Here is a 25,843-nt window from a genome sequence, read left to right on the forward strand (position 1 = left end):
TAAAACGCCCTTAAAAGGATGTATTAAATTATGAGGTACTAGTTTGGCGCGCGTACCGAGACTACTTCACCATTTCTGGTTACAGCAATAATATTACCGTCAACATTCAGCGGCGCTGCGAAAATAGCGTCATCTTCGTCGTCGCCGCCCACATCTAATCGAGCCACCACTTCACCAGATTCTTGTTCTATCCAGTGTAAGAAGCCCCAATTATCACCTACTACAATATGCTCGCCCACTGGGGTCGCTGCAGTTAGCGAACGCTGTTTAAGCAGCCCTTGAGACCATAGCTCTACGCCATTTCGTCTATCAAGGGCATAAACGTTAGAGTTGTTATCTACAACAAAAATACGGTTGCCATCGATATTCAGGTTGCGGAATGATGCATATTCACGCTTCCAAATAACGCGACCTGAACGAAGCTCTACAGCGGCCAATGTGCCGTTATAAGAAACGGTATAAATAGTTCCGCCGAAAAGCACTGGGGTAGTATCAATATCGACAATACGTTCAAGTTCTGTCGCGCCAGAAGGCGTTCCAATGACCGTTTCCCACGCGAGCACACCAGTTTCAATAAGGTTTACTTGAATTTTACCGGTCGGGGTACCCACGATAGCGCCGCCGTTTGAAGCAATGGGGCCAGAGATACCGCGAAGCGTTAATGGAGGTGTATCACCTTCGTGTCTCCACATTTGCTCGCCAGTTCGGGTATTAAAGCCAAACAAACTTCCAGCGCCTGTGTTGACTACAAGGATCCCTTCATCGGCAGCAGGGGCTGCAAGAATTTCTCCAGGTACTGTCGCTTCCCACACAAGCTCACCTGTTTCTGCGTCCATTGCCGCTACATAGCCATTTTCAGTACCGATGAATACATGTCTATCTGCAACAGAAATACCGCCAATACGGGCTGTTTCACCACTTTGCCATAGCTTAGTGATTGAACTCATCATGCCTTCAGAACGAAACTGTGCGAAGTCTTTTTCCCACAACACCTTTCCTGTATCAGGCTCCATCGCGACAACAGTGCCATGACGATCAGCAGCAAAAAGCTTGTCATAAGCATATACAGGGCGCAGACGTGAGAAGTAATGGTCTACACCATCACCAATATCACGGTTCCACACTAATTCAGGAGTAAATTTGGCTTCAATCGGCTTTAAACGACGAATTTCCAATTCTTCTTCATCTGCAAACCAGTCTGAAATCGTAGAGCAGCCAGACATTGTGATAGACACTGCCAGTGCCATACCTATCGTGCGAGCAAATCGACCTTTACGGCCACACGTGTTGTGAAACAAATTGCGTACCTCTTTATTATTTACACCAGCCCAGTGGGCATCGCTTACTGTGCAGCAGAAACCGACAGGTTATCTAACTTCATTTGTAAAAGCGGATTGTTGGCATTTTTTTCTAACGCATTTGAATAAGCTAAACGAGCATCGTCAAACTTGCCTTGTTTTTGATACACGTCGCCTTTTAGTTCAGAAACCTCTGCTGCAAATGCGTCGTTAGTAACATTGCTAAGCGTAGACAACGCCGCATCAAGCTGGTTCATTTCAATTTGCACCCGAGATAAACGAAGCGACGCTAGCACCTTCATTTCATCGTTTTCAGCAAAGGTAACAACGCTATTTAGGTGCGAAGCAGCAGAGTCTAAATCGCCAGCTTCTACCGCTTGCTTAGCCGCAAGAAGACTGGCAATGCTAGCATAACCACTATCTTTATTTTCTTCGATGAAGGCCTTAACTTTTGCGTCACTTCCTTCAGTACCAAATGTTTCTACCGCATTTTGATACGCAACCGATGCAGCTTCTTTATTTTCAATTTGCGCTTCAGAATACGCTCTCCAGCCCCATAGGCCGCCTAAACCTAGCGCAGCGCCGACGATGATAGCTGTACCGTGCTCTTTCCAAAAACGCTTAATCGCTTCTACTTGTTGTTCTTCTGTTGCGAACTGTTCCATGATGTCCTCTATTTATTTTGCGCTCAGCATCTCTGCAACCTTATCTGATAAGGTATCGAAGCTGACTGTAACTTGTTCTTGACCATCGCGCAGTGGCTTAACACCTACTTCGCGAGACTGCATTTCATCATTACCTAAAAGCAGCGCTAGACGTGCACCTGTTTTATCTGCACGCTTTAGTTGTTTTTTAAAGTTGCCGCCGCCACAGTGCATCATTATGCGTGTATCAGGAAGCGTATTTCGAAGATGTTCTGCTACCTCAATTGCGTAAGACTGTGCTTCTTCACCCATCGCCGTTACGTAAACATCCGCAAAGCTCGAGTCCTGACCTTCTTCGGTTAACGTGGTTAGCAACAGTACCAAACGTTCGATACCCATGGCAAAGCCTACAGCAGGTGTGGCTTTGCCGCCTAACTGCTCAACTAAGCCATCGTAACGACCGCCAGCACATACTGTACCTTGTGCACCTAGGCTGTCGGTAACCCATTCAAACACTGTACGGTTGTAGTAATCTAACCCACGTACTAGACGAGGGTTTATTTCGAACTCGATGCCTGCTTGGGTTAAGCGCGAACACAGCGTATCAAAGTGTGCTTTAGATTCTTCATCTAGGTGGTCGATTAGCGCTGGCGCACCGGCAATAGCAGCTTGAACATTAGGGTTCTTGGAGTCGAGTACGCGAAGTGGGTTTGTTTCAAGTCGACGCAATGAATCTTCGTCTAGTTGGTCTGCGCGCTCTTTTAAAAATTCAACCAGCGTATCGCGATAGGCCGCACGCGCCTCGTTTGAACCTAAGGTATTTATTTGCAGCTTAACATGCTGTTCGATACCGAACGCTTTCCAAAAACGTGCGCTAAGAAGAATAACTTCTAAATCGATGTCAGGCCCATCCATGCCATAGGTTTCTACACCAAACTGATGGAACTGACGATAGCGACCTTTTTGCGGGCGTTCGTGTCTGAACATGGGCCCCATGTACCACAAGCGCTGCTGCTGGTTGTACAATAAACCGTGTTCATTGCCTGCACGCACACAACTGGCCGTCCCTTCAGGACGCAGCGTTAAACTGTCGCCATTTCTATCTTCGAAGGTATACATTTCTTTCTCAACGATATCGGTCACTTCTCCGATAGAACGTTTGAATAAGTCGGTGCTTTCAACGATGGGTGTGCGTATTTCTTGGTAACCGTAACTCGCCACCGTTTGACGAAGTACAGATTCTACCTTCTGCCATGTACCGGAAATCTCCGGTAGGCAGTCATTCATGCCTCGAATTGCCTGAATAGTCTTAGCCACGTGAAATTCTCATACTGCTAAATAGTGAAAAGCCCCGCATTATAGGGGCTTTGGGAGTAAACAACAATGAACAAAAAATGCCTTAGTCTTTGACTGATACCTGAATTTTATTTTGTTCACTCATACGCGATGCCTTGGCGCGAATTTTAGCTTCTAGCTTATCGACCAAATCATCGTTTGGAAGGCGCTCTTTTACGCGCTTTCCGTCTTCGTAGAGACCACTCATATTGCGCGCACCTGTAAGTCCCAGATCAGACACTTCTGCTTCGCCTGGACCATTAACAACGCAACCAATGATAGACACGTCCATTGGGGTAAGAATATCTTCTAATCGTTGCTCTAGTGCATTTACAGTGCCGATAACATCGAACTCTTGTCTAGAACAGCTCGGGCACGCTATAAAATTAATACCTCGCGAACGAATTCGCAGTGACTTCAAAATATCAAAGCCTACTTTTATCTCTTCTACTGGATCGGCCGCTAGTGAAACACGAAGCGTATCGCCTATACCTTCAGCCAGAAGCATACCAAGACCCACTGCACTTTTAACCGCTCCAGCACGTTGGCCACCAGCTTCAGTAATACCAAGGTGAAGCGGCTGGTCGATTTCTTTTGCGAGCAAGCGGTATGCACCAACAGCAAGAAAAACGTCAGATGCTTTAACACTTACTTTAAACTGGTCGAAATTAAGCTTATCGAGGATGTCTACATGACGCATTGCAGATTCAACCAGCGCCTCTGGCGTGGGCTCACCGTACTTCTCTTGTAGATCTTTTTCTAAAGAACCGCCATTGACACCAATTCGGATAGGAATGTTTTTATCTTTTGCGCAATCGACCACAGAGCGCACACGCTCCATATTACCGATATTGCCAGGATTAATACGCAGGCAATCAACGCCGTATTCAGCAACCTTCAGTGCAATGCGGTAGTCAAAGTGTATATCGGCCACAAGTGGGACATTCACCTGCTTTTTAATTTCTTTAAACGCTTCAGCTGCTTCCATGGTGGGAACAGATACACGAACAATTTCGCCACCCACTGCAACAATACGGTTTATTTGGTCAACAGTCGCCGCAACATCTGTAGTGCGGGTATTTGTCATTGACTGGACAGCAATGGGCGCACCATCACCAATGGGAACGTTACCTACATTTATGCGCGTAGACTTTCTGCGCTTAATAGGGCTTTCTGCAAACATCTAATTACCTATAAAGGAAGTACAAAGCGAGCTGTTCTGCCATTTTGATATGGAGAAATATCAACAGCGTCGCCATTAACTGATATGCGCACATTATCCGGTGCGCCGAGCGTAACTTCAACAGGAGGTGTACCTTGAATTTCCATTACACGTCCTTTTTGCTTTACCCCGTAAGCAATGGCTTCACCAGCCCCGTCTTTAATATTAACCCAGCAGTCATCTTCAAAGGTGAAAATCATTGATATCGGCGCCGCGTTAGCTGGAGTGTTTAGCCCTGTTTCGGCTAACGAATCATTATCGCTTCCTGACCCATTTAACAAAGCAGTTAGGTTGTTACTGTCATCAACTGCACTGTCAGGAGCAGAAATAGCCCCATCGTCCAGGTCACCGCCTTGGGTAAAACCATTATTCTGGTCACTGACATCACTGTTTGCAGCTGCTAATGCAGCGTCATCGAAGCCTGTATTTGAGGCATTATTTATTTTAGGTGAGCCCTGCTCTGCGCCCCCCGTAAGAGGTTTGTCGGACGATTCGCTTTGGAAAGAGTTCGCACCGTCTAAATTTCCGTTTGCTGTGTCATTTTCTGAAGAAATTGATGTGTTTGCTGCCTCTCTCTTTACAGCCTCATTTAAAGGTAGTTCAGAAACTGCATCGTCACTTGGCTGTTGATACCACCAAACGACAACGCCAGCGATGATGAGAAGTAAGATTGCATAAGTCACCATCATCCAACGGTCATCGTGTGTCTGTTTTGCGACACGTTTTGAAAAACTTTGTAGCTTTTCAGATGAAGGCACGGATGTTTGATTGTGAAAGCGTTCAAATGCCTCAATAACCTCATGGGAATTCATACCCAATTGTTTGGCATAATTTCTCACATATCCTTTTGTAAAAGTAACCGATGAGTTAGCATCTATCACATCACTTTCTAACTCATTGATTTGCTTAACCTTTAAAAATAGTTTATCGGCAATATCTTGTTGAGACAAACCTAGCGTTTCACGGCGCGCTTTAAGCATTGCCCCTGGACTTGGCGTGTTTTCTTGTTGTTGCGAAGTAACTTCTTGATTCGCGTTTTCTTCTGACACCATTAAACCTTATTCCTCCTGCATACTTGGTGGTACTAACCAAAGTTTCTGACCAGCAATAATAGCGCCAGTATCGCTTAGGTTATTCCACTTCTGCAGTATCGACATTCTGATATTGTACGATGTAGAAATACGATATAAGTTTTCTCCCTCTTTTACTACATGGAATTTGTCACCGTTTAAAGATAATTCAGTACTCTGTTTTTTATCCTCAGCGGTGACAGACTCAATAAGTGGCTTCTCGCCTCCAGTAGTATCGCCTTGAGTTTGCGTATCGTTTTTATCAGCAGTGCTAGGCTCGTTTGCCATAGAATTCATTTGCTGTTGAGTTGCTGTTTGGCTGCGTTGCTCGACCGGTTTTTGGTTACTGCTCATATCGCCCATAGAAGAAGCTTTAACTGTTTTAACGACCTTACGTTGTGTATTTTCTTGCTGAGCAACATAGCGTTTCGTTAATGCACTCTCAGGAAATAGCGAAACCATCATTTCGCCATATCCCGATGCCTTTGCAATATCCCCTTGGCCTTTAGCTATTTCATAGGCCAACCATAAAGAATCTGGCGTAACTTTAGCAACACGCTCATATTTTCGAAGAGTTGACTCAGCTTGTGCCCACTCGCCAGAAGTCGCGTACAACTCGCTAAGTAGGAATAAGCTCTTGCCACGGGCAGGTTGATGCTTTAATGCGTCTTGAAAATATTTTATAGCTTCTTCAATTTTACCTTGGCTTTGCGCACACAATGCAAGGTTTTCGTAAGTCTGCGCCGCATTTGAGTAAAGGCGATTATTAATAGCATCGAAGAAATGCTCTTTTGCTTTTTCGTATTCACCATTTTGACACTTGAACGCACCATAGCTATTGGCAATGTCACCATTGTTTGGGGCTAGGTCGATGGCAGTTTCGTAATACTCTTCGGCTCTGCGAATGTCACCTACTAATTGATAGTAATAAGCTACCGCAAACTGAACATCGGCCGACCGCGGGTTTAACGCTAATGCTTTGTCGAGGTTCTGTTTAGCCTGCGTGTAGTTATTGTTTTGAAGATAGGTGAGGCCAAGAGACATACGTGTCTTGGCGGCATCTTCATGATCAAAGTTGCCACCATACTGCCCAGACTGACTGTTACTGACACACCCAGTAACTAACACTACCGCGGTTAATAAACTAACCCTAATTGAAATACGCAATCCCTCTATCATTGTCTTACCCTAATATCTTAATGATTATTGGGCTATTTTTACTGAAATTGCTTCTCCCTTCACCTGTTTTTTTAACAATCTTTTCGTTCTGTCTACTACATCGCCCACTAATTGGCCACATGCCGCGTCAATGTCATCGCCACGGGTTTTACGCACAACGGTTGTAAACCCATATTCCATAAGCACTTTTGCGAATCTGTCGATGCGCGAGTTACTAGAACATGTGTATGGCGAGCCCGGATATGGGTTAAAAGGTATTAAATTTATCTTACTAGGAGTATCTTTTAATACCTTAGCCAGCTGGTGCGCCTGCTCAGTGCTGTCATTAATATTCGAAAGCATCACATATTCAACGGTTACGCGGCCCTGGTTAGCTTTAGACTTAGCCAGGTAACGACGTACGCCTGCCAAGAACGCTTCGATATTGTATTTCTTATTAACCGGTACAATTTCATTACGCAGTTCGTCGGTGGGCGCGTGCAGCGAAATAGCGAGTGCCACATCAATCTGATCGCCTAGCATATCAAGTGCAGGCACAACGCCAGATGTACTTAGCGTAACGCGGCGCTTAGATAGACCGAAGCCAAAATCATCTAGCATGATATCCATGGCCGGCACTACGTTTTTAAGATTAAGCAGAGGCTCACCCATGCCCATCATTACTACATTGGTGATTGGGCGTTTGCTTGAGTCTTTAGAAAGACCAAGGAAAGTAGCTACGCGCCATACCTGCCCAATAATTTCACTAACACTTAGGTTACGGTTAAACCCCTGTTGCGCTGTTGAACAGAAAGTACATTCTAAGGCACAACCTACTTGTGACGATACGCATAAAGTCGCACGATCAGTTTCAGGGATCCAGACAGATTCAACTTCCTGACCGCCTTCAAGGGTAAGTGCGAACTTGATAGTACCGTCGCTCGCTTCTTGGAAGTAAGCGATTTCAGGGGCTTTAATCTCACAATTTTCAATCAGCATCGCGCGAAGGTTTTTGTTGAGGTTACTCATTTCCTCGAAATCGCTAACACCGTGCTGGTAAATCCATTTCATTACCTGGTCGGCACGAAATGGTTTCTCGCCCATTTCTTTAAAGAAATTGCGCAAACCTTCGCGATTTAAGTTTAATAAGTTAGTTTTTGCCATGAATAAGATGACCCTTTTACCTTCGAGGGATGCCCCTCTAACTGCTGAATATGGTGTATAAACCAGCGATTCGATTATGTCTTGAGCGACATTTAAGAAAAAGAATTGCGCTGATTAAAATTTGCGCGGATTTTACCACAGATGAGATACGAGAAAAAGTCGATTTAACGCAGAGAAAAGTTAAGTTTGGCAGTGCGCAAGAAGCGTGGTTTAGCTTGCCTAAATGAGCGCCGAGCAAAGCAGCATAAAGCGTGCTCAGACGTTCAGAAACAAAAAACGGGGCTTATAGCCCCGTTAATTCTACCTACGTAATCTTAGCGAGTACGTGGGCAGATTTCTTCTTCAGAGAAGAAGTAAGCAATTTCACGTGCTGCTGACTCAGGTGCGTCAGAACCGTGAACTGCGTTTTCGTCGATTGACGCAGCATAGTCTGAACGTAGTGTACCTGCAGCTGCATCAGCTGGGTTAGTTGCGCCCATGATTTCACGGTTAGCTAGAACAGCGTTTTCGCCTTCTAGTACTTGAACCATAACAGGACCAGACGTCATAAAGTCTACAAGTGCGCCGAAGAAAGGACGCTCTTTGTGTTCTGCATAGAAGCCTTCTGCTTGCTCTTTGCTCATGTGGATCATCTTAGATGCCACAATGCGAAGACCTGCAGATTCGAAACGGTTGTAAATTGCACCGATTACGTTTTTAGCTACCGCATCAGGCTTGATAATCGAAAAAGTACGCTCAAGAGCCATGTTCTCTCTCCAAACAAATTGTGTATGTATCTTTAAATTTTGGCCGCGAATTATAGGCAATTAATAACGGCTTGACCAGCGCCTTTTTAAATCCGGCGTAACGTATTGTTTTTACTTGCAATGTAGCATCAGATTAACCCGCTAGCTGTGACAATATGATGACAGTGTATACATTATTGTGCGAAGGCAGATATTTTAAAGCAATAATATCTGCACTGGCGATAGCTGCAACCGGTGGTTTACGTGAAGTTGGCTAACTGACCCAGCAATAAGGTGCTAGGCGTTAGCTTTTGCAAGCTCTTGAATTTTACCCACGATAGCGCGTAAGCCATTGCCTCGGGTCGGAGTAATATGACGCTCAAGATCTAACGCTTCAAAATAGCCGTCGATATCAAACGCCAAAATATCCTTTGGCGTTTTGTCGTTGTAGGCGGCAAGTACTAACGCTAGTAACCCTTGAACAATAACGGCGTCACTGTCCACATCAAAGTTGATTTTATTACCGTCGTAAGACTCTACCAACCACACGCTACTTTGACATCCTTTTACTAATCGCTCAGGCGTCTTAGCATCTTCTGGTAAACCCGGAATAGATTTTCCTAAGTCAATGATGTACTGATAACGCTGTTCCCAATCGTCGAAGAACGCTAAATCATCAATAATTTCGTCACTGCTAGGTAGTTGCATTGCTATTTCCGTAATTGTGTAAAAAGAATTATAGGTAGGCGGTATATTAACCGCTTAAAAGAACAAACCCGCTTCAAGCTGTGCTTCTTCGCTCATCATATCTCGTGACCAAGCTGGGTCGAAAACCAACTCCACCTTCACGGTTTTAACATGAGGCACCATAGCTACGCGATACTCCACATCACCGACTAAAACTGGCCCCATACCACAGCCCGGTGCTGTAAGCGTCATATCAATATTTACGGCACCTGATGCTTGATCAATATCCACCTTATAGATAAGACCGAGCGATACAAGGTTGATGGGGATTTCAGGGTCATAGATAGTTTCTAAAGCATCCCACACTTGCTGCTCACTGATGTTCCCATCTTCGGGCGCGTCAAAGCTTAGCGTCATGGCTTTACGGCCAATAGCACCAGCATCTGTACCATCAATTCGATACATATTACCACGCCAAGTCACGGTGTAGTTACCACCTAGCTCTTGCGTGATATTAACAAACTCACCTTCGGGTATAACGGTGGGATTGCCTGCAGGAACCAAACGTGCTTTACATTCACGCTCGGTGGTCACCATTTTTTGCTTCATAAACGACTTTGTACTCTTGGTAATACTCGTTGTGGGCTATGAACGCAAGCGTTAGCCTACGTTGAAGCTCTCGCCACACCCACATTCATCAACCACGTTAGGGTTGTTGTACTTGATGATGCCATTCACACCTTCAGTCACGTAATCGATTTCTGTATTACGCAAAAGGTCTGTTGCATCGGCTGCGACAGCCACATTTACAATAGGAGAAATCTCTACAATTTCATCCCCTGCTTGTGCGCCATCAGCGAAGTCAAGCACGTATGCATAACCGGTGCAGCCGCTTACTTTTGTTGATAAACGAATTAACTGACCAGGCTTGTCTTTAAGCTTACTTTCGAAATGCTTAACGGCACTGTCAGTTAGCGTAATGAGCTTTGTACTAGGTACGAAAGTTTCAACACTCATAATGCCTCCTTAGGCCAACATCATTTTTGCTTTCTTAAGCGCAGCAAATAAGCTGTCCACTTCTTCAAGCGTATTATAAATTGAGAACGACGCACGGGCAGTACCCGGAATACCAAAGCGTTTCATTAGCGGTTGTGCACAGTTATCGCCGGTACGAATTGCCACGCCTTGTCTATCCAGAATAAAGCCTACGTCCGCAGGGTGCGCACCTTCAAGTAGGAAGCTCAGCACCCCTACTTTATTAGGAGCAGTACCGATGATACGCATGCCGTCAAGCGCTTCTGCTTGCTCGGTAGCGTAGGCAAGTAGCTTCTGCTCGTGCTCGTGTAATGCTTTTACATCAAGGGCACTAAACCAATCTACCGCAGCGCCCATACCAATGGCACCTGCAATGTTTGGCGTACCGGCTTCTAAGCGATTTGGCAACGCGCCCCATGTAGCTTCATGGTACGTGACATCTTTTATCATCTCGCCGCCAACCTGCCATACCGGCCAGGTTTCTAGCACCTCTTTTTTGCCCCACAAGCAGCCTATACCCGTTGGCCCGAAAAGTTTGTGCCCTGAAAACGCGTAAAAATCACAACCAATATCTTGTACGTCAACGCCGCCGTGAGCAATGCCCTGAGCACCATCGACTAGCACCCATGCGCCAACTGCTTTCGCTTTTTGGGTAAGTGTCTTAATTGGATTAACCGTGCCTAACGCATTAGATACATGAGGAAAAGCCACCAGCTTAGTGTTTTCAGATAGCAATCTGTCGAACGCTTCAACATCAAGCTCACCACTATCGAAAATAGGCACAACGTTTAACGTTGCCCCCGAGCGGCGGCAAGCTTGCTGCCAAGTCACTAAGTTAGCGTGGTGCTCCAACTCGGTCACCATCACTTCATCGCCTTCAGTAAGTAGCTGACTTAAACCATTAGCGACAATATTAATAGCTTCAGTGGTACCGGCAGTCCAAATGACTTCTTCGCGAACGTTAGCGTTAATAAACGTAGCAACGCTGGTACGTGCATTTTCGTAGCGGCGCGTGGCTTCATCGGATAAATGATGCGCTCCGCGGTGCACGTTTGCGTTCGTACCCGTGTAAAAATCTACCAAGGCGTCAATCACCGCCTGTGGTTTTTGTGTTGTTGCCGCGTTATCGAGGTATACTAGCGGTTTGCCGTCTACCGTTTTCGATAAAATAGGAAACTGGGCACGAAGTGCTGCAACGTCTAAACTCATTTCACCTCCATCTGGGCAAAACGCTCGCTCAAGATAGGCGCAAGCCACTCACGTACTGCTACGTTTGGCACATCGTTGATAAGCTCTTGGATAAAACCGAAGTTCAGCATAACTAGTGCTTTACTACGCGAAATACCACGAGTAAGCATGTAATACAGCGCTTCTTCTTCAATCTCTGCCACAGTCGCACCATGGGCACATTTCACGTCGTCAGCATAAATCTCTAGTTCAGGCTTGGTGTTAATGACGCCTCGGCGAGATAGCAATAGATTGCGGTTGTTAAGCTCAGCAAGTGTTTTTTGCGCGTCACGATGAATATGAATGCGACCATTGAACACGGCACGTGCTTTATCGCCTACTATCCCGCGCGCGTTTTCTTCTGTTGTACCATTAGGCATCGCGTGCTCAATGGTTGAGTGAAGGTCGAATAGCTCACCTTCTGCAAGAAGATAAATAGCGTTCATTTTCGCGTCAGCGAACTCACCTGCGTGGTGAATATCTACGTCTAAACGAGATAACTCACTGCCATAGCCCACCATAGTGCTGTTAAGCGTAGTGCGGTTATGAAGCTTAAAGTGGCTGCCGCCTAACTGCTTGGCTTTGCCAGTAAACATGGCAAAACGATAGTGCTCTAGGTGTGCATCATCAGCAAGGTCATATTCAGCAAACGCTGTGGTTAAACTTTCCGTATCGCCAAAACCTTGCTCGATAACAGTAGCACTTGCGCCTTCTGCCACCTTCACTACCACGCGTGTATGAGCGTCTACATTTTGTGAAGCCATGTTCACGATGCGTACCGGCGTGTCGATTTTTACGCCTGCTTCAACACTGATAAATATACCGTGTTGGCAAAGCGCGTCGTTAACCAAACCAAACATATGACGGGTTGGCTTAACTTGACCGTAAACACTGCTGATCGCTTGCTGCGTAGACGAATCATCGGTATTGAGCGACGTAATTGTCATGCCAGCAGGCACGTTCAAGGTGTTTACTTGCGTTACCAATACACCATCAACAAAAATCAAGTCGATAGCATTCAAGTTTTCTATTGCTGGAACTGGCAGGCTGTCTGCTTGAACAGCTTGTTTCGCTTCACGCTTTTCTACAGGCGTGAGCGGCGTAAAACGCCAGCTCTCGCTTCTGCGCGCTGGCCAGCCGTCAGCTTTTAACTGTGTTAAGGCCTGTTGACGCACGGGCGATAGATAATCGTCGCGCTGTGCGCTATCAATGACCTGTTCTAGCCATTGACTCATGCCTCAGCCTCCTCGTACGCCTTACCTAAAAATGCATAACCGCTCTTCTCTACTTCTAGTGCAAGTGAAGCGTCGCCGCTTTTCACGATTTTGCCGTCAGCAAGAATGTGCACAAAGTCAGGCTTAATGTAGTCAAGAAGACGCTGATAGTGGGTCACCACGATGAAACTACGCTCGCCGTCGCGTTGGCTGTTAACGCCATCAGCAACAACCTGCAATGCATCAACGTCAAGACCTGAATCAGATTCATCTAGAATGCAAAGCTTTGGCTCTAACAAAATCATTTGCATGATTTCGTTACGCTTCTTCTCACCACCAGAGAAACCTTCGTTCACACCACGCTTTAGGAAGTCTAGTGGAAGCTGAACTTGCTTACAGGCTTCTTTAGCTTTTTTAAGGAACTCAGCAGCCGATAGTGGCTCTTCGCCACGCTCTTCGCGCATAGCGTTTACCGACTCTTTCATGAATTCCATATTGCTTACACCAGGAATTTCAACTGGGTATTGGAACGCAAGGAAAAGACCTTCACGAGCACGCTCTTCCACTTCAAGTTCAAGCAAGTCTTTGCCGTTTAGCGACGCTTCGCCTTCGCTAACTTCATAACCGTCACGGCCAGATAGCACGTAACCTAGTGTACTTTTACCGGCTCCGTTGGGGCCCATGATAGCGTGTACTTCACCAGGTTTAACTTCAAGGTTAAGACCTTTAATGATGTTTTTCTCTTCCACGCTGGCATGTAAATTCTTGATACTAAGCATTGATTACCCCACTGAACCTTCAAGACTAATTTCGAGCAGCTTGCCGGCTTCTACGGCAAATTCCATTGGCAGCTCTTTGAATACTTCTTTACAGAAACCGTTAACGATCATAGAAACGGCTTTCTCTGTGTCTAAACCACGTTGCTGACACAAAAATAATTGTTCGTCGCTCACCTTCGATGTTGTTGCTTCGTGCTCAACAATAGCGGAAGGGTTACGGCTTTCGATATACGGGAATGTGTGAGCACCACATTTATCACCGATAAGTAACGAGTCACACTCGGTGAAGTTACGTGCACCGTCTGCACGCGGGCCCATTTGGACTAAACCACGATAGGCGTTATTGCTGTTACCCGCTGAAATACCTTTAGAGATGATGGTCGACTTAGTATTTTTACCCACGTGAATCATCTTAGTACCGGTATCAGCCTGCTGACGACCGCGAGTTAGCGCTACTGAGTAGAATTCACCTACACTGTTGTCGCCTTTAAGTACACAGCTTGGGTACTTCCACGTAACCGCAGAGCCGGTTTCAACCTGTGTCCAAGATATTTTTGCATTGGTATGTGCTACACCACGTTTAGTCACGAAGTTGTAGATACCGCCTTTACCGTTCTCGTCGCCTGGATACCAGTTTTGTACCGTTGAGTACTTAATTTGGGCATCGTCCATCGCAACAAGCTCTACCACTGCCGCGTGCAGCTGGTTCTCATCGCGTTGCGGAGCAGTACAACCTTCAAGGTAGCTTACGTAGCTGCCTTCATCAGCAACAATCAAGGTACGCTCGAACTGACCCGTGTTCATTTCGTTTATTCGGAAATAAGTAGAAAGCTCCATTGGGCAACGTGTGCCTTTTGGAATATAAACAAATGAACCATCAGTAAATACGGCGCTATTAAGCGCAGCAAAATAGTTGTCTGTGCGCGGCACTACCGAGCCAATGTATTTTTTAACAAGGTCTGGATATTTCTGAACTGCTTCAGAAATTGGGCAGAAAATAACACCCGCTTCTTCAAGCTTTTCGCGGAACGTCGTAACAACCGATACAGAATCGAATACTGCATCTACCGCAACGCCTGCCAGCATCTCCTGCTCATGCAGTGGAATACCCAATTTTTCATAGGTACGAAGTAGCTCAGGATCCACTTCATCTAGCGACTTAGGCTTGTCTTTCATACTCTTTGGTGCCGAGTAATAAGAAATGGCCTGATAATCGATTTTTGGATAGTCGACATGCGCCCAATCTGGCTCTTCCATTTCTAGCCATGCATGATAAGACTTCAAACGCCATTCAAGCATCCATTCAGGCTCGTTTTTCATTGCTGATATGCGGCGGATAACCGACTCGTCCAGGCCGCTTTCAAACGTTTCTGATTCGATTTCTGAATAGAAACCTGCATCATACTTTCTTTCTAACGCCTGTTCGATCTGTTCACTCATGTTGGGATCTCACTTGTTTGCCTGCATTTGCTGCCACTATTCTTTCTACTCAACCGGCGAATAAATTACCCCACGGTCTTGGTAATTTAAGTAAATCTTCAACTTCAACAACTTTATTTAGTTGGGTTTATCCCCCACAAAATTGTTGAAACTGCCAGTTACATGCGGACAGCCTAAAATTTTTGGTGCCGTAGTATATAATACCCGACTATTTCACTCAAATATTCAGCCACTAATTTATGGCTACTAGGGGGTTTTAAACGTTACTTAACGCTTATTTCGCGTTAACTATTCATTAATTTTCGTCCACACTCACTACACTCACAGAATGCTTTTACGAAAAGCGTATTCAGCGTCCTAGAAAAATGAATACTTACGCTTAAACTAAACCCCATTTCCAAACGCAAAATTCAGCGTTTAAGCAACGACCGCTTTTCGCAGTCGCATGGTTACATCAACCACTTTTTCTACTACGTAATCAACGTCTTCTTGGGTCGTAAAACGCCCAACGCTAAAACGTATACCTGCATGAGCCAGCTCATTACTGCGGCCAATGGCTTTTAGCACATATGAGGGTTCTAAACTCGCTGACGTACACGCCGAGCCTGAAGATACAGCAATGTCGTTTAGCCCCATCATCAAGCTTTCGCCATCTACACCCGCGAAGCTCACATTTAGAATGCCTGGAATACGCTGAGTGGCATGCCCGTTTAAATAGATATCATCAAGTTGTTGAAGGCCCTGCCACAGCGATTCACGCAGCTTTAATATGCGCGCACTGTCCTCTTCCATTTTTGACGACGCCATTGCAATGGCTTCACCCATTCCCACAATTTGATGGGTGGCTAAGGTACCTGAACGCATGCCGCGCTCGTGTCCACCGCCATGAATCTGTGCCACCAAATTGATTTTAGGGCGACGACGCACATATAAGGCCCCCATTCCTTTCGGACCATAAATCTTATGGGCGGATATAGACAGTAAATCTACCGGAAGCTCTGCCAAATCAATCGCTATCTTGCCAACACTCTGCGCGCCATCTACGTGAAAAAACACGCCCTTGTCGCGACAAAGTTGTCCAATGGCTTCGATGTCTTGGATAACGCCTAACTCGTTGTTCACGTGCATGACCGATACTAAGATAGTGTCGTCGCGCAGCGCATTTTCGAGCGCGTTTAAATCAATTAACCCGTTTGACTGTACTTCAAGATAGGTAACATCAAAGCCCTGCTTTTCTAAGTATTCACAGGTATCCAATACCGCTTTGTGCTCGGTGTTTACTGTAATAATATGCTTGCCTTTGTCGGCATAACCTTGGGCAATACCCTTAATAGCAAGGTTGTTTGACTCAGTTGCGCCTGAGGTAAAAACAATCTCTCTGGGGTCGCAATTCAGCGCGTCGCTAATTTGATTTCTTGCAACATCTACCGCTTCTTCTGCCATCCAGCCGAAGCGGTAGCTACGAGAAGCCGGGTTACCAAAGTTGCCATCCATTGTTAGGCATTTTGCCATTGCCTCGGCCACATTTGGGTCTACTGGTGTTGTTGCTGCGTAATCTAAGTAAATGGGTGTTGATAAAGCCATGTGTTGCTCAATACCAATTTAAAGTTGGATGCTGACTTCGATATCTTTGGTGATATGACGAAGTGATGTGTTACCGTCCTGACGACCAGCCACCTCTTGCACATCGCGTTTTGCCATTAATTCGCCTAGGGTGATTGAATTTAAAAATGCAGCAATTCGGTCACTTAAGTCTTGCCATAAGCTATGCGTGAGACAGCGATCACCGCCTTGGCAGTCTGCTTGTCCTTGGCAGCGTGTCGCATCAATAGACTCGTCGACGGCGCGAATAACTTCGCCTATCGCAATATCACTTGCTTCCCGGCCCAGCAAATAACCGCCACCGGGCCCGCGAACACTGTCTACCAGTTGTTCTTTACGCAATCGAGAAAACAGCTGTTCAAGGTAAGATAAAGAAATTTCTTGTCGTTCTGAAATGTCGGCAAGAGGCACTGGACCACGCTTTGAATGCAAAGCGACATCAAGCATTGCGGTAACCGCATAGCGCCCTTTAGAAGTGAGTTTCATTGGATTCTCCCGCCGTTTTGTAGTGCGGGAATTCTCACATACCCGACTAAAATGGTCAAGTATAAGACCTAGTAGATTAGTCAGGTATTGTAGTTTCCATTCCAAAGCTGGAATGGTTTCTAACGAGTCTGGAATGCACAAGCAGAATGGACGTGGCATCTAACTATGGTGATTTTTTAAGCTTCGTATTTTTTCTAACAAAGCGGCTAGTATAGCCAAACAACGGACGTTTATCGCCTGCATTTGCGGCTGACTTGGAGCGCAGCGGAAAACCAGTCCGATAACATGCGCTTGTTACGCTTGTTCATCAAAAAGCTCATGCTCTTGCGTATCAATTATGTCTCCATTATCTGGGTCTAGCTCTATATAAGAATCTTCAATATATACTTCGTTTAGTACTGTATTGACAGCTAAACCATCCTCGAAGTCTATCCATGCATAAGCTTTACAAGTAACTGTATCTCGAACTTTCCTGCTCGTTTGAGCCGTAAAGATATATTTCTTATCTTCGGAGTCCCAGATTGAGCGATCGTAATCAGTCAACCTATGCCAAGCTTCGACCGTAAACTTTACGGTTAACGAAAACTCTGCGTACTCTCTATCTGCCTTAATAATATTGGTATCAACTATCTCTAAATCCAATGCATTAACATCAGTAACCTCATCGTCAATATCATAGCCTGATGTCGAATATTCGATATCATTAATACTTTCTTCAAGGCTACTTTTTATCTCACCTAAGCACTCACCGAATCTTTCTGTCGCGAATTTTGCTAGATCTTTGAGCTCTTCTTCATTATTAAGGACTAAGCTAATAAAACCGTCTAGGTCTGAGACTGCCTCGAGCCAACCTCCAGAGGTATTACAGAAGCTAACCATGTCCCCATCGTTACTCAAAATGTAAACGCGAGTGTGCTTTTGCTTTGCCCACTCTAGTAAGGAAATGAGCATTAAGGCATCTGGGAATTCATCTTTTTTCTTGTCACTAAATGGAGGCGTTTTCTGGAAATAATGATTAGTGACGACCGATGGTTTAGCAAGGTCAATATCCACCCACTCGTAAACAGCTTCATCTTTAAATTCTTCATACTTTTCTAAGAGAAGCCGTTCAGTATCATTTTTTGTTAATTCATCGAAGATTCCATGGTGCTTTAGTTCAGGAAGGTTCCTAAGAATCTTGATTGTCTTCTTAAACTCTTTGACATGCTTTGCAGCTTCATGGGCTTTCTCAGTAAGATGGGAAATTATTTCACCGTCAACTACAGGGCTAATTAATAAGTAGAGCTTGTGCTCATTACATAAATCTTTGAACCTGCCGAGTGCGTGCTGGTGAAACTGATAGTTCTTGCTCTCATACATTGAGGTATCAACAAACACATATCTTGTTTCTAATTCTTCTGGCACTCATGCCTCCTTGAAACGTAACAGCTTATTACTGAGACTTCATAGTAACATCCGTTTCCCCTGAAAAACCATAATTTGTGTTTTCAGGGGGAAGGCCAAATGTCTGCTGTACGTTGCCGCCCCACAAGAATAGTTGACGGGCATCAATAGACAAAGTGCGGACGGTCAACGCCCAAAGGAGAGCGCAGCTTTAGCTGTCTGCTGCCTTTGTTTGTTATGTTTAGTCTCCAAGCAAGTCATCCAAAATATCGTCTATTCCAGAAGCCTGCTCTCTAGCTGTGTTAAATAAATCTAGTAATGCGGGAGAATATTCGTTTACCTCCCAAACAACGCGGCCGTAACCATCAACAATGCAAAAGCCTATGCTCTCTGACCAATAGAAATCATGCTCATCATAGAAACTCTTGATGCGTACGTCATATACCCCCAAGTTTTTACCTTTGTATTCAGTTTGAAGGTACAGCGGAACCGATTGCTCGGTATCATGATTTAAAGCTCTTGGTGCATCATAGACTTTCCACTGGACATTGCCCTTTGCTGTTTCTCTAATAAGCTTTGTGATTAATTGTGCAGTTTTACTTTCAGTGCTCATAGTCAGTCCCACTTAGAATCTTTTGCCAACTGCTGAAGAGAAGTGACGAGTCCACTCAACTCGGTGTATAGCTCCCATGCAGAATCTTCATTTAGCTCAGATATTGAGCTTTTAATGATTAAGTATTTTTTGGGTTGAAGTCTAATAAGATAATTCTCTACTTTGCGCTTTTCATCAGAAGGCAGCTTGGGGCTAATATTCTCAAGCAGCGCTTTTACCTTCGAAAATGTCTCTAGCGCTGGTGTCTTGTCTGTATCCCATTTTTTTAAACTTTCTGAGATTTCAGAAGTAACCTTTGTGAGTTCTTTATTTACCTCAGGCAGTCTTACTCTGCGCAGAAAGGAATTTCTTATTTTTCTCGCCTCAAGAAACAAGAATACGGTAACAATAAGCCCTGCTATTGAACTTATCGATCCCAACTTGTTTATATCTGTCAGCCAATCAGGCATTTATTTGATTCCTTTGTGCTCTCGAAAAACATAACAGCTTATTACTGAGACTTCATAGTAACACTCGTTTTCCCTGAAAAACCATAATCTGTGTTTTTAGAGGAAAGAATATAAGGCGTCCGCATTAAGTACGGAGCCGCCTAACCACGAAAGCTGACAGGCACCAATAGACAACATGCGGACGGCCAGATTGAGTGATAGGAATGAAGCATTTGTGCGTAAAATGGACTTTCACTCAATAAACTTCCATCTTCAAGAACAGTAGATTAACACGAAGAACGCGTGGACACCGAGACGCCGAAAATTTGGTGAGTAAACCATTACTAGGTGAGATTATTAATCATTTTTTTGCTTAAACCCATCAATGATCCAAACAAACATTTTCATCATTAACGGAGGTATTATATATAAAAGTACGGGAGCTATTAGAAATCCAGCAACCTCGTCTATGCTGTTATTTACATCATCTACATATCTATCCCATCCGCCGTTAAACAGTATCATTGCGATGCTGAAGCCGACATACCATAAGATTAGTATGAGTGGGCCTACTCTTGATATGACCCAAATGATACGTCTAAAACCTTCCTCAATATTCATTGATAATATTCCTTTAAATAATTTAGCTCAGTTTGTAACTATTTATTTTTATAAGTAGTTTTTATTTAATACTTGAGTATAAGGCCTTTTACGCGTTTATAGTGGCAAACTAGGCCCGAACATCGTTTTAAGTAATAGCATTATGTAATTAAAAATCAGATGAACCAACTTCCGCTTCACGTACTTTTCAGTCCCACAGTATGGGGGCATCTTGAGACAAACAGGAGACGGTCAACGCCGCAATTTTCGGCGAGCGTCAGCAAGTCCGGGCGCGATAGCGCCGAACAATATTGCCTTGCTATATTTTGAGTGAATCAAACACCTTAGATAGATCTCTAGTGTAATAATCAGCATTCTTTTCAACAAAATCTTGAAGAGTATCATCACCAAAAAAATACTGACCTTGCGTTTTTAGCTCGGCAATAGCAATTTCGTAATATTCAGCGATACACTCATAAGCAATCTTTAAGTCTGGAACAGTAACACTATCAATTGGATCAATGTGTGCCACGCGAAAATCTCTGAAGTCCTTTAACGACTTCCAGTGAGAATCCCAATCTGCATCAGTCATATATAGTCTATCCATAATCTTAGACTTGAAGCTGTCAGGATTGCTTAAAACATTTCTAAAGTGAAGATCGTCCTTTTTATTGCCAAACAAATGAGCCCAATTAAGTAACGCAATGTCAAAGAAGTTATTGCATATCAGAATGGGCAGAGTTCCCTCTGCATCTTCGTACTTTAACGATTCAAGCCAACAAAACCGTTGCCTTGAAAACTCCTTGGCTACCATCGCCACTCTTTTTAACTTACTAGAATCCACTACGAAAGTCCTTTAAAAATATAACGCCTCATTCAGAGGCAATAAAACAGCTGTTTTTTGTCCTGCTGAAATGACTTGTTATGCATAATTGAATTCCACATGTTTCGCTAGTGTGGGTATATCAAGGTACTCATAAGCAGCATTTACCTTTTTAATAAAATGCTCATCGTTGGATAAGAGAATATTACAAAATGATGCTATTGATGCATGACTATTATCACTCGTTGCTGCAATGAACCGTCTTTCTTTGTGTACTTTTGAATCTGGATAATACCCCAAAGTGTTTAGCATATTATAAATGCCCGTCACTTTTTGGTGCTTAAAATATGACTACTCTGGATAAATAGGATTCTTTTTTAGTTGAAAAAAGTCATCTATATCCATGTTTACTCGGCTATAAGCTTGAAGTGCTCTTAATTTATCAAAAATTTTGACAAGTACATTTGGCGGTTTAATATTACTAAGTTGTTTGGGACCAATTCCAACCTGTGAACGAAAATCTTTAATACCATCCCAATTTTTATCATCTTCAATGTTCTCAAGTATCATGCTTTCAGTTTTTTCTAACGTTACTTTGTACAGAGACGTCATTTTCTTAGTATAGATTTGTAATTGTCTTCGGGCTTCTTCGGGTAACTCATCAGAGTTTTCCATTATTGAATCCATTAGATCCGAGAATACGGAGATTTGTTCGTTATGAATATCATTTAAACTATCGCCTTTTCTTCCTCCAGAAAATTTGAACAACCATTGCTGCATTGCATGTTCCATGTCGACACCATCGTCACTATTTTCACAATACTCTTTATATACATCAAAAGGATCGCGTATGCTTATTGTCGCCTTGTCCGTAATTGTAAAGTGAGGTTGCTCAACGATTAGTTTTAAATAGTTAGCTTTAAGCTCCTTAAGCACGTTAAGGAAGCTTTCTTCAAAACCTTTAGAGCGACGAATTTCTTTGAGCGTTTCATCTGAGTACAATACTTGATAATCATTTATAAGTATTTGCCCGAACTCGCCTAATCCTTGTTTAGTAAAAAAATCTAAAACATTTTGATCAAGATAAACAGTAGGCTTTCCTTCGTATGGTGGAATCGACTCCATTGCTTAATCCTTTATGCATAACAATTTAATACAGCGCAATTTGCGCGTTTTTCTGCGAACCATCACTCTCGCCACGGCGGACCAACTAAATTGTCGAGGTGTGGTAATAAGCCCCTAGTCGACTAGAGACTTCGTAGGGTGGTAATCAGTTGGAGTGGCCTCGCCCCAATGCTTTTGCAGGAACGCGTGGAGAACCTCGACACGGGCAGATATTCGCTCATTGATGACGCCATCTTCTCATGGAGCTTATGTCCGGAACACGCACGTTTCAGCCCCACAGCGTCATCAGTACCTTGAGACAAGGAGCGGACCTTCAGTTTTTACGCTTAAACTTCCGAGTTGTGCCAAAAGCTGCCGCTCACAAGCAGGTATAAAAACGGCGCATTTGTAATAAATATGATCATTCAACCTACTTTATTTGAATTAAAATAACTTATGTTATGTGCTCGTTGCATACGAACATTGCGCATGAGTAATTAGATGATTACCGCTTTACGCTCTCATCAGCTATTAGTAATAGTCGCCCGGAGACTGTAACTAATTTTGTTTCAACTCAATATTCGAGGTTGTAAGTATGCATATGAACCCGTGCATCTCAATTTTTGTTGTCTTGTTCGCGCAGTGCCTTATAGTTTTTTAACACATTCTCTATACTATCCGTATTTTCCTTTCGATTGAGCGGCGCTTTTCTTTGAGTCTTTACCGCTTTCAATTTTGTTGAGGGAGGTGTTTCTGATGTCTTCACCTGCCCAGAATGATATTTATCAATGTTTTTGGCAGAACCTACCTCACCATTAATGACGCGTTGAATATAAGACTTATTTCTATCCGCTAGCATCTTTTGATTAAACTTACCTTGAATATAATCATTCAGCATTTTCCAATTTGAACCAAAATATTTGGTTGGGTGTCGAGGAACTTTAACACCCATCTTTTTTTGTCTCTTTAATATGCTTGCATAAGCTCCATCATCCAACTTAACTTCCTTGCCTAATATATATAGCATTTCAGCCATCACAGAAGTAAAACGATTGAGACTTATTTCAATATCATCTGAAATAAGAATTTCCTGTTCTTCATAGGGCTTTGTTTTGGTAGGTTCTTCACTCTTGGAACGCGGTTCATTGCCATTATTAGCGGTAGCCATAACTGCACGGGTAATGGTCGCCCATGATACTTGATAATAACGTGTTGGGTTTTCTGGAGTATTTACACTGTTAGTTCTTGAATATTCTTTTACTCGATCTTCAGTGATTAAACTCTCTTTTTTCATGGATTCTGACAAGTAAGCAATATAGTCCTCATAGATAAGATAAACACTCCCTTCCTCATCATCACTCCATTCGTCCTTGATGACATTTGGTGCACCAAAAAGGTAATCAATCAGTACCTCCTCAATTGTGCGTCCTGAACGACACTTTAAAGATAATACTGGCGAATCAATTTGGCTGATATTAACAACACCAAAACCTACTGCTTTTAGTAACTCGAAATACAGAAAGTTTTGATTATTTAAATATCCATCCATAAATGAATCACCGGTATTTCTGACATTTTCAATGTCAGTATCATCCAGTAAGAGTTTTTTATAACGGTCCAAATACTTTGATTTAAGCCAGTAATGACGTTCTAAGTAATCAAGATGAGGAATATCTGATGCAAGTAAATTGCATTCAGAGCATGCCCTTACCAACGTTTTAGTTATGTGCTGATGATCTTCCGGAATGGCGCAATTTAGTGCAGGAACATGATCCCACTGTAAACCCAATCCTACCCTCGCTTCCCGGCCACAATAATGACAAAAAGTATCATCCTTGCCTTCCGACATAGGGTAGATCTTTTTATAACCAACATTATTGATGATCCTATGACTCATGTGCGCACCTATGTTTTTTGAATATTATTGCCCTGATTTATTTCGCTTGTGGAAACTTCCATATCTTGCTTTGATTATAAACGTCCTATGTACTAATTAATAATATCTTCAGCTATAGACCTGCTAGAATCAGGTAATACGTATTTATCAGACGGTAATTTGATCAATAACTAGCGCTGTAATTAGACTTTTATTAAGCATTCCGGTGTCTAGTTCCGATAATAACAAGGTGTATATTTATAACACGCGCCACAAGTGAAGAGGTCTAGAAAAACCATTCCAAGCAGATTGTTAAACGTCCTTGTCTGAAGCGGAGTAGCGCAAAAGTTATGTCCAATGTCCGCTCAACGTACTTTACTGCCATTGCTCTACTGGACGATAAAAGCCAGCTTTGGCACAGAGCGGACATTGGTTATTTCAGTAATAACTCTCGAGCCAGCAAACATCCCAAGAGAAATTTTTAAATTCCTTCTCCGGGTTGAAAGGTAAATGAACATCTAAATCGTCCTTGCACAGCGCGGAGCGAAGTTTTCTATAAGAGAAAAGATCTAGGCTTAAAGTCTGACTTAATAAAATAAAGTTCGGGAAACTTATGTAAGTCTCATTGAACACCATAGTGCGTGTAATCATAGGTTCAATTATCTTTAAAGCTTCCTTATAAGACTGAATGTTCCCCCCTACTACACCTTCTCTGTCTAATTCCTTTCTTACTTCTTCTTTTAGCTTTTTCCAATCAATATTATACTTTTCAACATCTTCTTCAAATAAGTCCATTGCGGCGGCACGCGTTGGGTATTTCCTCAACCAAGAAATAAACATAATATCGTTTGATATTTGTTCACCTATTTCAAATTCTGACGCGACGAGGCTAACAAAAAAGTCAAAAGATGGGATATTTTCTTGAACATCAATTGTTTTGACTATATCCAATTCTTGCTGGTCCTCAGTCTCATCATCTATGTCGTGTGGAGAGAAAGTCAGATGTTCTAAAAGCAGATTCGCTATAATGCGTTTTGAAGGTTTATTTTTAACTTTTAATATGGGGGACTTTATTAGATCAGGGTCTTTTATTCCAAACCCAAGCATAGATAGCAGCCTTTCTAATGATGGTTTGGTAGAAGATTCTTTTAAATGATTGTCAGTATTACGATCAGAGATTTCTGAGTTCACTAATACCGACTTGTATCGCCTCATGTATCTCGCTTTAAGCCACAAATGTCGTTCTAGATAATCCAAATGAGGAATGTCTGATGCAAGCAGATTACACTCCGAACATGCTCTTACTAGTGTCCGCTTTACGTCAAACGCAATACCATACTCTTCTGGGATTTTTACATTTAATGCAGGCACGTGATCCCAATGAAGAGCTAGATTGGCAGATGCCGAACGGCCACAATATTGACAGAAGGTATCGTCGCCACTAAAAGACATAGGGTAAATTTTCTTATAGCCTACATTATTAACTTTTCGATGATCCATTTATACGTATTCCCTCTTTTCCCTTGACCTCCAGAAACTAACATAATCTCTACACATTATCGCGAAATCATGAAAATCCAGCATACAGAGGCACAATTTAGCCTTGGTTCTATGTATTTTGAAGGCGCGGTCACGCATAAAGATGATAGACAAGCCTTTGCTTGGTATCAAAAGGCTGCTGACCAAGGACTTGTGGTGGCTCAACGGTATCGCCGCATTTTGCATGATAATGGTACTGAGAAACAGCCGCCCGCGAGATAAAGTACCAACGGCAGCTGTTGACACAGGCTGTGTGAAAACTATATTAGAGACAACTTTTCGCTGAAAATTGACGAAAACACGCGAGCTACGTTGAAATCTGACCGTGCATTCGCACCAAGTTTTTCTGTTTTTCACGTAGGATCACTTAGTTACATCGGCGAAAAGAGTT

General features: G+C 43.4%; 26 protein-coding genes. 1 reads left to right on the top strand and 25 read right to left on the bottom strand.

From position 1 onward, the window contains the following. Positions 1-38: 38 nt before the first annotated feature. From bamB to ACXAFM_RS03165, 25 genes are all read right to left on the bottom strand, one after another. Positions 39-1,298, bottom strand: a complete 1,260-nt coding sequence (gene bamB / locus ACXAFM_RS03045) for an outer membrane protein assembly factor BamB (protein ID WP_474833223.1) — start codon at positions 1,296-1,298, stop codon at positions 39-41. Positions 1,299-1,342: 44 nt separating this feature from the next. Next, the gene (locus ACXAFM_RS03050; RefSeq protein WP_474833226.1) at positions 1,343-1,963 is read right to left on the bottom strand and encodes a YfgM family protein; all 621 of its coding nucleotides are present in this window, start codon (positions 1,961-1,963) and stop codon (positions 1,343-1,345) included. A gap of 12 nt (positions 1,964-1,975) precedes the next feature. Then, complete coding sequence (gene hisS / locus ACXAFM_RS03055) at positions 1,976-3,259, bottom strand: histidine--tRNA ligase (protein ID WP_474833228.1); 1,284 nt, start codon at positions 3,257-3,259, stop codon at positions 1,976-1,978. Between the two features lie 82 nt (positions 3,260-3,341). Continuing rightward, a complete protein-coding gene (gene ispG / locus ACXAFM_RS03060) occupies positions 3,342-4,460 on the bottom strand; it encodes a flavodoxin-dependent (E)-4-hydroxy-3-methylbut-2-enyl-diphosphate synthase (protein ID WP_474826769.1) in 1,119 nt (372 codons plus the stop codon). Between the two features lie 8 nt (positions 4,461-4,468). Continuing rightward, positions 4,469-5,551 carry a RodZ domain-containing protein gene (locus ACXAFM_RS03065; RefSeq protein WP_474833231.1) on the bottom strand — a complete coding sequence of 361 codons (1,083 nt, stop codon included), beginning with the start codon at positions 5,549-5,551 and terminating at the stop codon, positions 4,469-4,471. Positions 5,552-5,557: 6 nt separating this feature from the next. Further along, the gene (gene pilW, locus ACXAFM_RS03070; RefSeq protein ID WP_474833233.1) at positions 5,558-6,748 is read right to left on the bottom strand and encodes a type IV pilus biogenesis/stability protein PilW; all 1,191 of its coding nucleotides are present in this window, start codon (positions 6,746-6,748) and stop codon (positions 5,558-5,560) included. Between the two features lie 24 nt (positions 6,749-6,772). Further along, positions 6,773-7,891, bottom strand: a complete 1,119-nt coding sequence (gene rlmN, locus ACXAFM_RS03075; protein ID WP_474826775.1) for a dual-specificity RNA methyltransferase RlmN — start codon at positions 7,889-7,891, stop codon at positions 6,773-6,775. 314 nt (positions 7,892-8,205) lie between these two features. Continuing rightward, positions 8,206-8,637 carry a nucleoside-diphosphate kinase gene (gene ndk / locus ACXAFM_RS03080; RefSeq protein WP_012519000.1) on the bottom strand — a complete coding sequence of 144 codons (432 nt, stop codon included), beginning with the start codon at positions 8,635-8,637 and terminating at the stop codon, positions 8,206-8,208. 276 nt (positions 8,638-8,913) lie between these two features. After that, positions 8,914-9,324 carry a SufE family protein gene (locus ACXAFM_RS03085; RefSeq protein ID WP_014999055.1) on the bottom strand — a complete coding sequence of 137 codons (411 nt, stop codon included), beginning with the start codon at positions 9,322-9,324 and terminating at the stop codon, positions 8,914-8,916. A 54-nt stretch (positions 9,325-9,378) separates the two neighbouring features. Then, entirely contained in the window at positions 9,379-9,912 is a 534-nt protein-coding gene (gene sufT, locus ACXAFM_RS03090; protein WP_474833236.1) for a putative Fe-S cluster assembly protein SufT, read from the bottom strand. A gap of 51 nt (positions 9,913-9,963) precedes the next feature. Further along, complete coding sequence (locus ACXAFM_RS03095) at positions 9,964-10,320, bottom strand: HesB/IscA family protein (protein ID WP_025255915.1); 357 nt, start codon at positions 10,318-10,320, stop codon at positions 9,964-9,966. A gap of 9 nt (positions 10,321-10,329) precedes the next feature. Further along, the gene (locus ACXAFM_RS03100) at positions 10,330-11,547 is read right to left on the bottom strand and encodes an aminotransferase class V-fold PLP-dependent enzyme (RefSeq protein ID WP_474833239.1); all 1,218 of its coding nucleotides are present in this window, start codon (positions 11,545-11,547) and stop codon (positions 10,330-10,332) included. After that, on the bottom strand, positions 11,544-12,800 hold the full coding sequence (gene sufD, locus ACXAFM_RS03105) for a Fe-S cluster assembly protein SufD (RefSeq protein ID WP_474833241.1): 1,257 nt from the start codon (positions 12,798-12,800) through the stop codon (positions 11,544-11,546). The genes ACXAFM_RS03100 and sufD overlap by 4 nt, the downstream gene beginning before the upstream one ends. Beyond that, positions 12,797-13,558, bottom strand: a complete 762-nt coding sequence (gene sufC / locus ACXAFM_RS03110) for a Fe-S cluster assembly ATPase SufC (RefSeq protein WP_334059640.1) — start codon at positions 13,556-13,558, stop codon at positions 12,797-12,799. Before sufC ends, sufD begins: the two co-directional genes overlap by 4 nt. Positions 13,559-13,561: 3 nt before the next feature. Beyond that, positions 13,562-14,998 carry a Fe-S cluster assembly protein SufB gene (sufB, locus tag ACXAFM_RS03115; RefSeq protein WP_474833245.1) on the bottom strand — a complete coding sequence of 479 codons (1,437 nt, stop codon included), beginning with the start codon at positions 14,996-14,998 and terminating at the stop codon, positions 13,562-13,564. Between the two features lie 417 nt (positions 14,999-15,415). Continuing rightward, positions 15,416-16,582: an IscS subfamily cysteine desulfurase gene (locus tag ACXAFM_RS03120; protein ID WP_474833247.1), complete on the bottom strand. Its 1,167-nt coding sequence runs from the start codon at positions 16,580-16,582 to the stop codon at positions 15,416-15,418. 18 nt (positions 16,583-16,600) lie between these two features. Continuing rightward, positions 16,601-17,086, bottom strand: a complete 486-nt coding sequence (iscR, locus tag ACXAFM_RS03125; RefSeq protein WP_474833250.1) for a Fe-S cluster assembly transcriptional regulator IscR — start codon at positions 17,084-17,086, stop codon at positions 16,601-16,603. A 294-nt stretch (positions 17,087-17,380) separates the two neighbouring features. Beyond that, entirely contained in the window at positions 17,381-18,490 is a 1,110-nt protein-coding gene (locus ACXAFM_RS03130) for a PIN domain-containing protein (RefSeq protein ID WP_474833253.1), read from the bottom strand. 220 nt (positions 18,491-18,710) lie between these two features. Continuing rightward, complete coding sequence (locus ACXAFM_RS03135) at positions 18,711-19,082, bottom strand: hypothetical protein (RefSeq protein ID WP_474833255.1); 372 nt, start codon at positions 19,080-19,082, stop codon at positions 18,711-18,713. Positions 19,083-19,084: 2 nt separating this feature from the next. Beyond that, positions 19,085-19,531: a hypothetical protein gene (locus ACXAFM_RS03140; protein WP_474833258.1), complete on the bottom strand. Its 447-nt coding sequence runs from the start codon at positions 19,529-19,531 to the stop codon at positions 19,085-19,087. Between the two features lie 336 nt (positions 19,532-19,867). Next, positions 19,868-20,131, bottom strand: a complete 264-nt coding sequence (locus ACXAFM_RS03145; RefSeq protein WP_474833261.1) for a hypothetical protein — start codon at positions 20,129-20,131, stop codon at positions 19,868-19,870. Positions 20,132-20,429: 298 nt separating this feature from the next. Further along, positions 20,430-20,954: a hypothetical protein gene (locus ACXAFM_RS03150; RefSeq protein WP_474833264.1), complete on the bottom strand. Its 525-nt coding sequence runs from the start codon at positions 20,952-20,954 to the stop codon at positions 20,430-20,432. Between the two features lie 330 nt (positions 20,955-21,284). After that, the gene (locus ACXAFM_RS03155) at positions 21,285-22,058 is read right to left on the bottom strand and encodes a hypothetical protein (protein WP_474833267.1); all 774 of its coding nucleotides are present in this window, start codon (positions 22,056-22,058) and stop codon (positions 21,285-21,287) included. A gap of 595 nt (positions 22,059-22,653) precedes the next feature. After that, entirely contained in the window at positions 22,654-23,934 is a 1,281-nt protein-coding gene (locus ACXAFM_RS03160) for a hypothetical protein (protein ID WP_474833270.1), read from the bottom strand. A gap of 417 nt (positions 23,935-24,351) precedes the next feature. Beyond that, a complete protein-coding gene (locus ACXAFM_RS03165; RefSeq protein WP_474833272.1) occupies positions 24,352-25,413 on the bottom strand; it encodes a hypothetical protein in 1,062 nt (353 codons plus the stop codon). Between the two features lie 69 nt (positions 25,414-25,482). Between ACXAFM_RS03165 and ACXAFM_RS03170 the strand changes: the two genes are divergently transcribed. Then, positions 25,483-25,674 (top strand): hypothetical protein, encoded by a 192-nt coding sequence (locus tag ACXAFM_RS03170; RefSeq protein WP_474833275.1) that lies wholly within the window; start codon positions 25,483-25,485, stop codon positions 25,672-25,674. Positions 25,675-25,843: the final 169 nt, after the last annotated feature.

This window comes from Alteromonas sp. ABD4_190 (assembly GCF_056160105.1).

Excerpts from the sequence above, each read along its gene's own strand:
- ACXAFM_RS03165 (WP_474833272.1), bottom strand. The coding sequence starts at position 25,413 with ATGGATCATCGAAAAGTTAATAATGTAGGCTATAAGAAAATTTACCCT.
- ACXAFM_RS03095 (WP_025255915.1), bottom strand. The coding sequence starts at position 10,320 with ATGAGTGTTGAAACTTTCGTACCTAGTACAAAGCTCATTACGCTAACT.
- ACXAFM_RS03145 (WP_474833261.1), bottom strand. The coding sequence starts at position 20,131 with ATGAATATTGAGGAAGGTTTTAGACGTATCATTTGGGTCATATCAAGA.
- ACXAFM_RS03140 (WP_474833258.1), bottom strand. The coding sequence starts at position 19,531 with ATGCCTGATTGGCTGACAGATATAAACAAGTTGGGATCGATAAGTTCA.
- rlmN (WP_474826775.1), bottom strand. The coding sequence starts at position 7,891 with ATGGCAAAAACTAACTTATTAAACTTAAATCGCGAAGGTTTGCGCAAT.
- pilW (WP_474833233.1), bottom strand. The coding sequence starts at position 6,748 with ATGATAGAGGGATTGCGTATTTCAATTAGGGTTAGTTTATTAACCGCG.
- iscR (WP_474833250.1), bottom strand. The coding sequence starts at position 17,086 with ATGAAACTCACTTCTAAAGGGCGCTATGCGGTTACCGCAATGCTTGAT.
- ACXAFM_RS03050 (WP_474833226.1), bottom strand. The coding sequence starts at position 1,963 with ATGGAACAGTTCGCAACAGAAGAACAACAAGTAGAAGCGATTAAGCGT.
- sufD (WP_474833241.1), bottom strand. The coding sequence starts at position 12,800 with ATGAGTCAATGGCTAGAACAGGTCATTGATAGCGCACAGCGCGACGAT.
- ACXAFM_RS03065 (WP_474833231.1), bottom strand. The coding sequence starts at position 5,551 with ATGGTGTCAGAAGAAAACGCGAATCAAGAAGTTACTTCGCAACAACAA.
- ACXAFM_RS03155 (WP_474833267.1), bottom strand. The coding sequence starts at position 22,058 with ATGGAGTCGATTCCACCATACGAAGGAAAGCCTACTGTTTATCTTGAT.
- ACXAFM_RS03160 (WP_474833270.1), bottom strand. The coding sequence starts at position 23,934 with ATGAGTCATAGGATCATCAATAATGTTGGTTATAAAAAGATCTACCCT.
- ACXAFM_RS03085 (WP_014999055.1), bottom strand. The coding sequence starts at position 9,324 with ATGCAACTACCTAGCAGTGACGAAATTATTGATGATTTAGCGTTCTTC.
- ACXAFM_RS03135 (WP_474833255.1), bottom strand. The coding sequence starts at position 19,082 with ATGAGCACTGAAAGTAAAACTGCACAATTAATCACAAAGCTTATTAGA.
- sufB (WP_474833245.1), bottom strand. The coding sequence starts at position 14,998 with ATGAGTGAACAGATCGAACAGGCGTTAGAAAGAAAGTATGATGCAGGT.
- ndk (WP_012519000.1), bottom strand. The coding sequence starts at position 8,637 with ATGGCTCTTGAGCGTACTTTTTCGATTATCAAGCCTGATGCGGTAGCT.
- ACXAFM_RS03100 (WP_474833239.1), bottom strand. The coding sequence starts at position 11,547 with ATGAGTTTAGACGTTGCAGCACTTCGTGCCCAGTTTCCTATTTTATCG.
- sufC (WP_334059640.1), bottom strand. The coding sequence starts at position 13,558 with ATGCTTAGTATCAAGAATTTACATGCCAGCGTGGAAGAGAAAAACATC.
- ACXAFM_RS03120 (WP_474833247.1), bottom strand. The coding sequence starts at position 16,582 with ATGGCTTTATCAACACCCATTTACTTAGATTACGCAGCAACAACACCA.
- ispG (WP_474826769.1), bottom strand. The coding sequence starts at position 4,460 with ATGTTTGCAGAAAGCCCTATTAAGCGCAGAAAGTCTACGCGCATAAAT.
- ACXAFM_RS03170 (WP_474833275.1), top strand. The coding sequence starts at position 25,483 with ATGAAAATCCAGCATACAGAGGCACAATTTAGCCTTGGTTCTATGTAT.
- sufT (WP_474833236.1), bottom strand. The coding sequence starts at position 9,912 with ATGAAGCAAAAAATGGTGACCACCGAGCGTGAATGTAAAGCACGTTTG.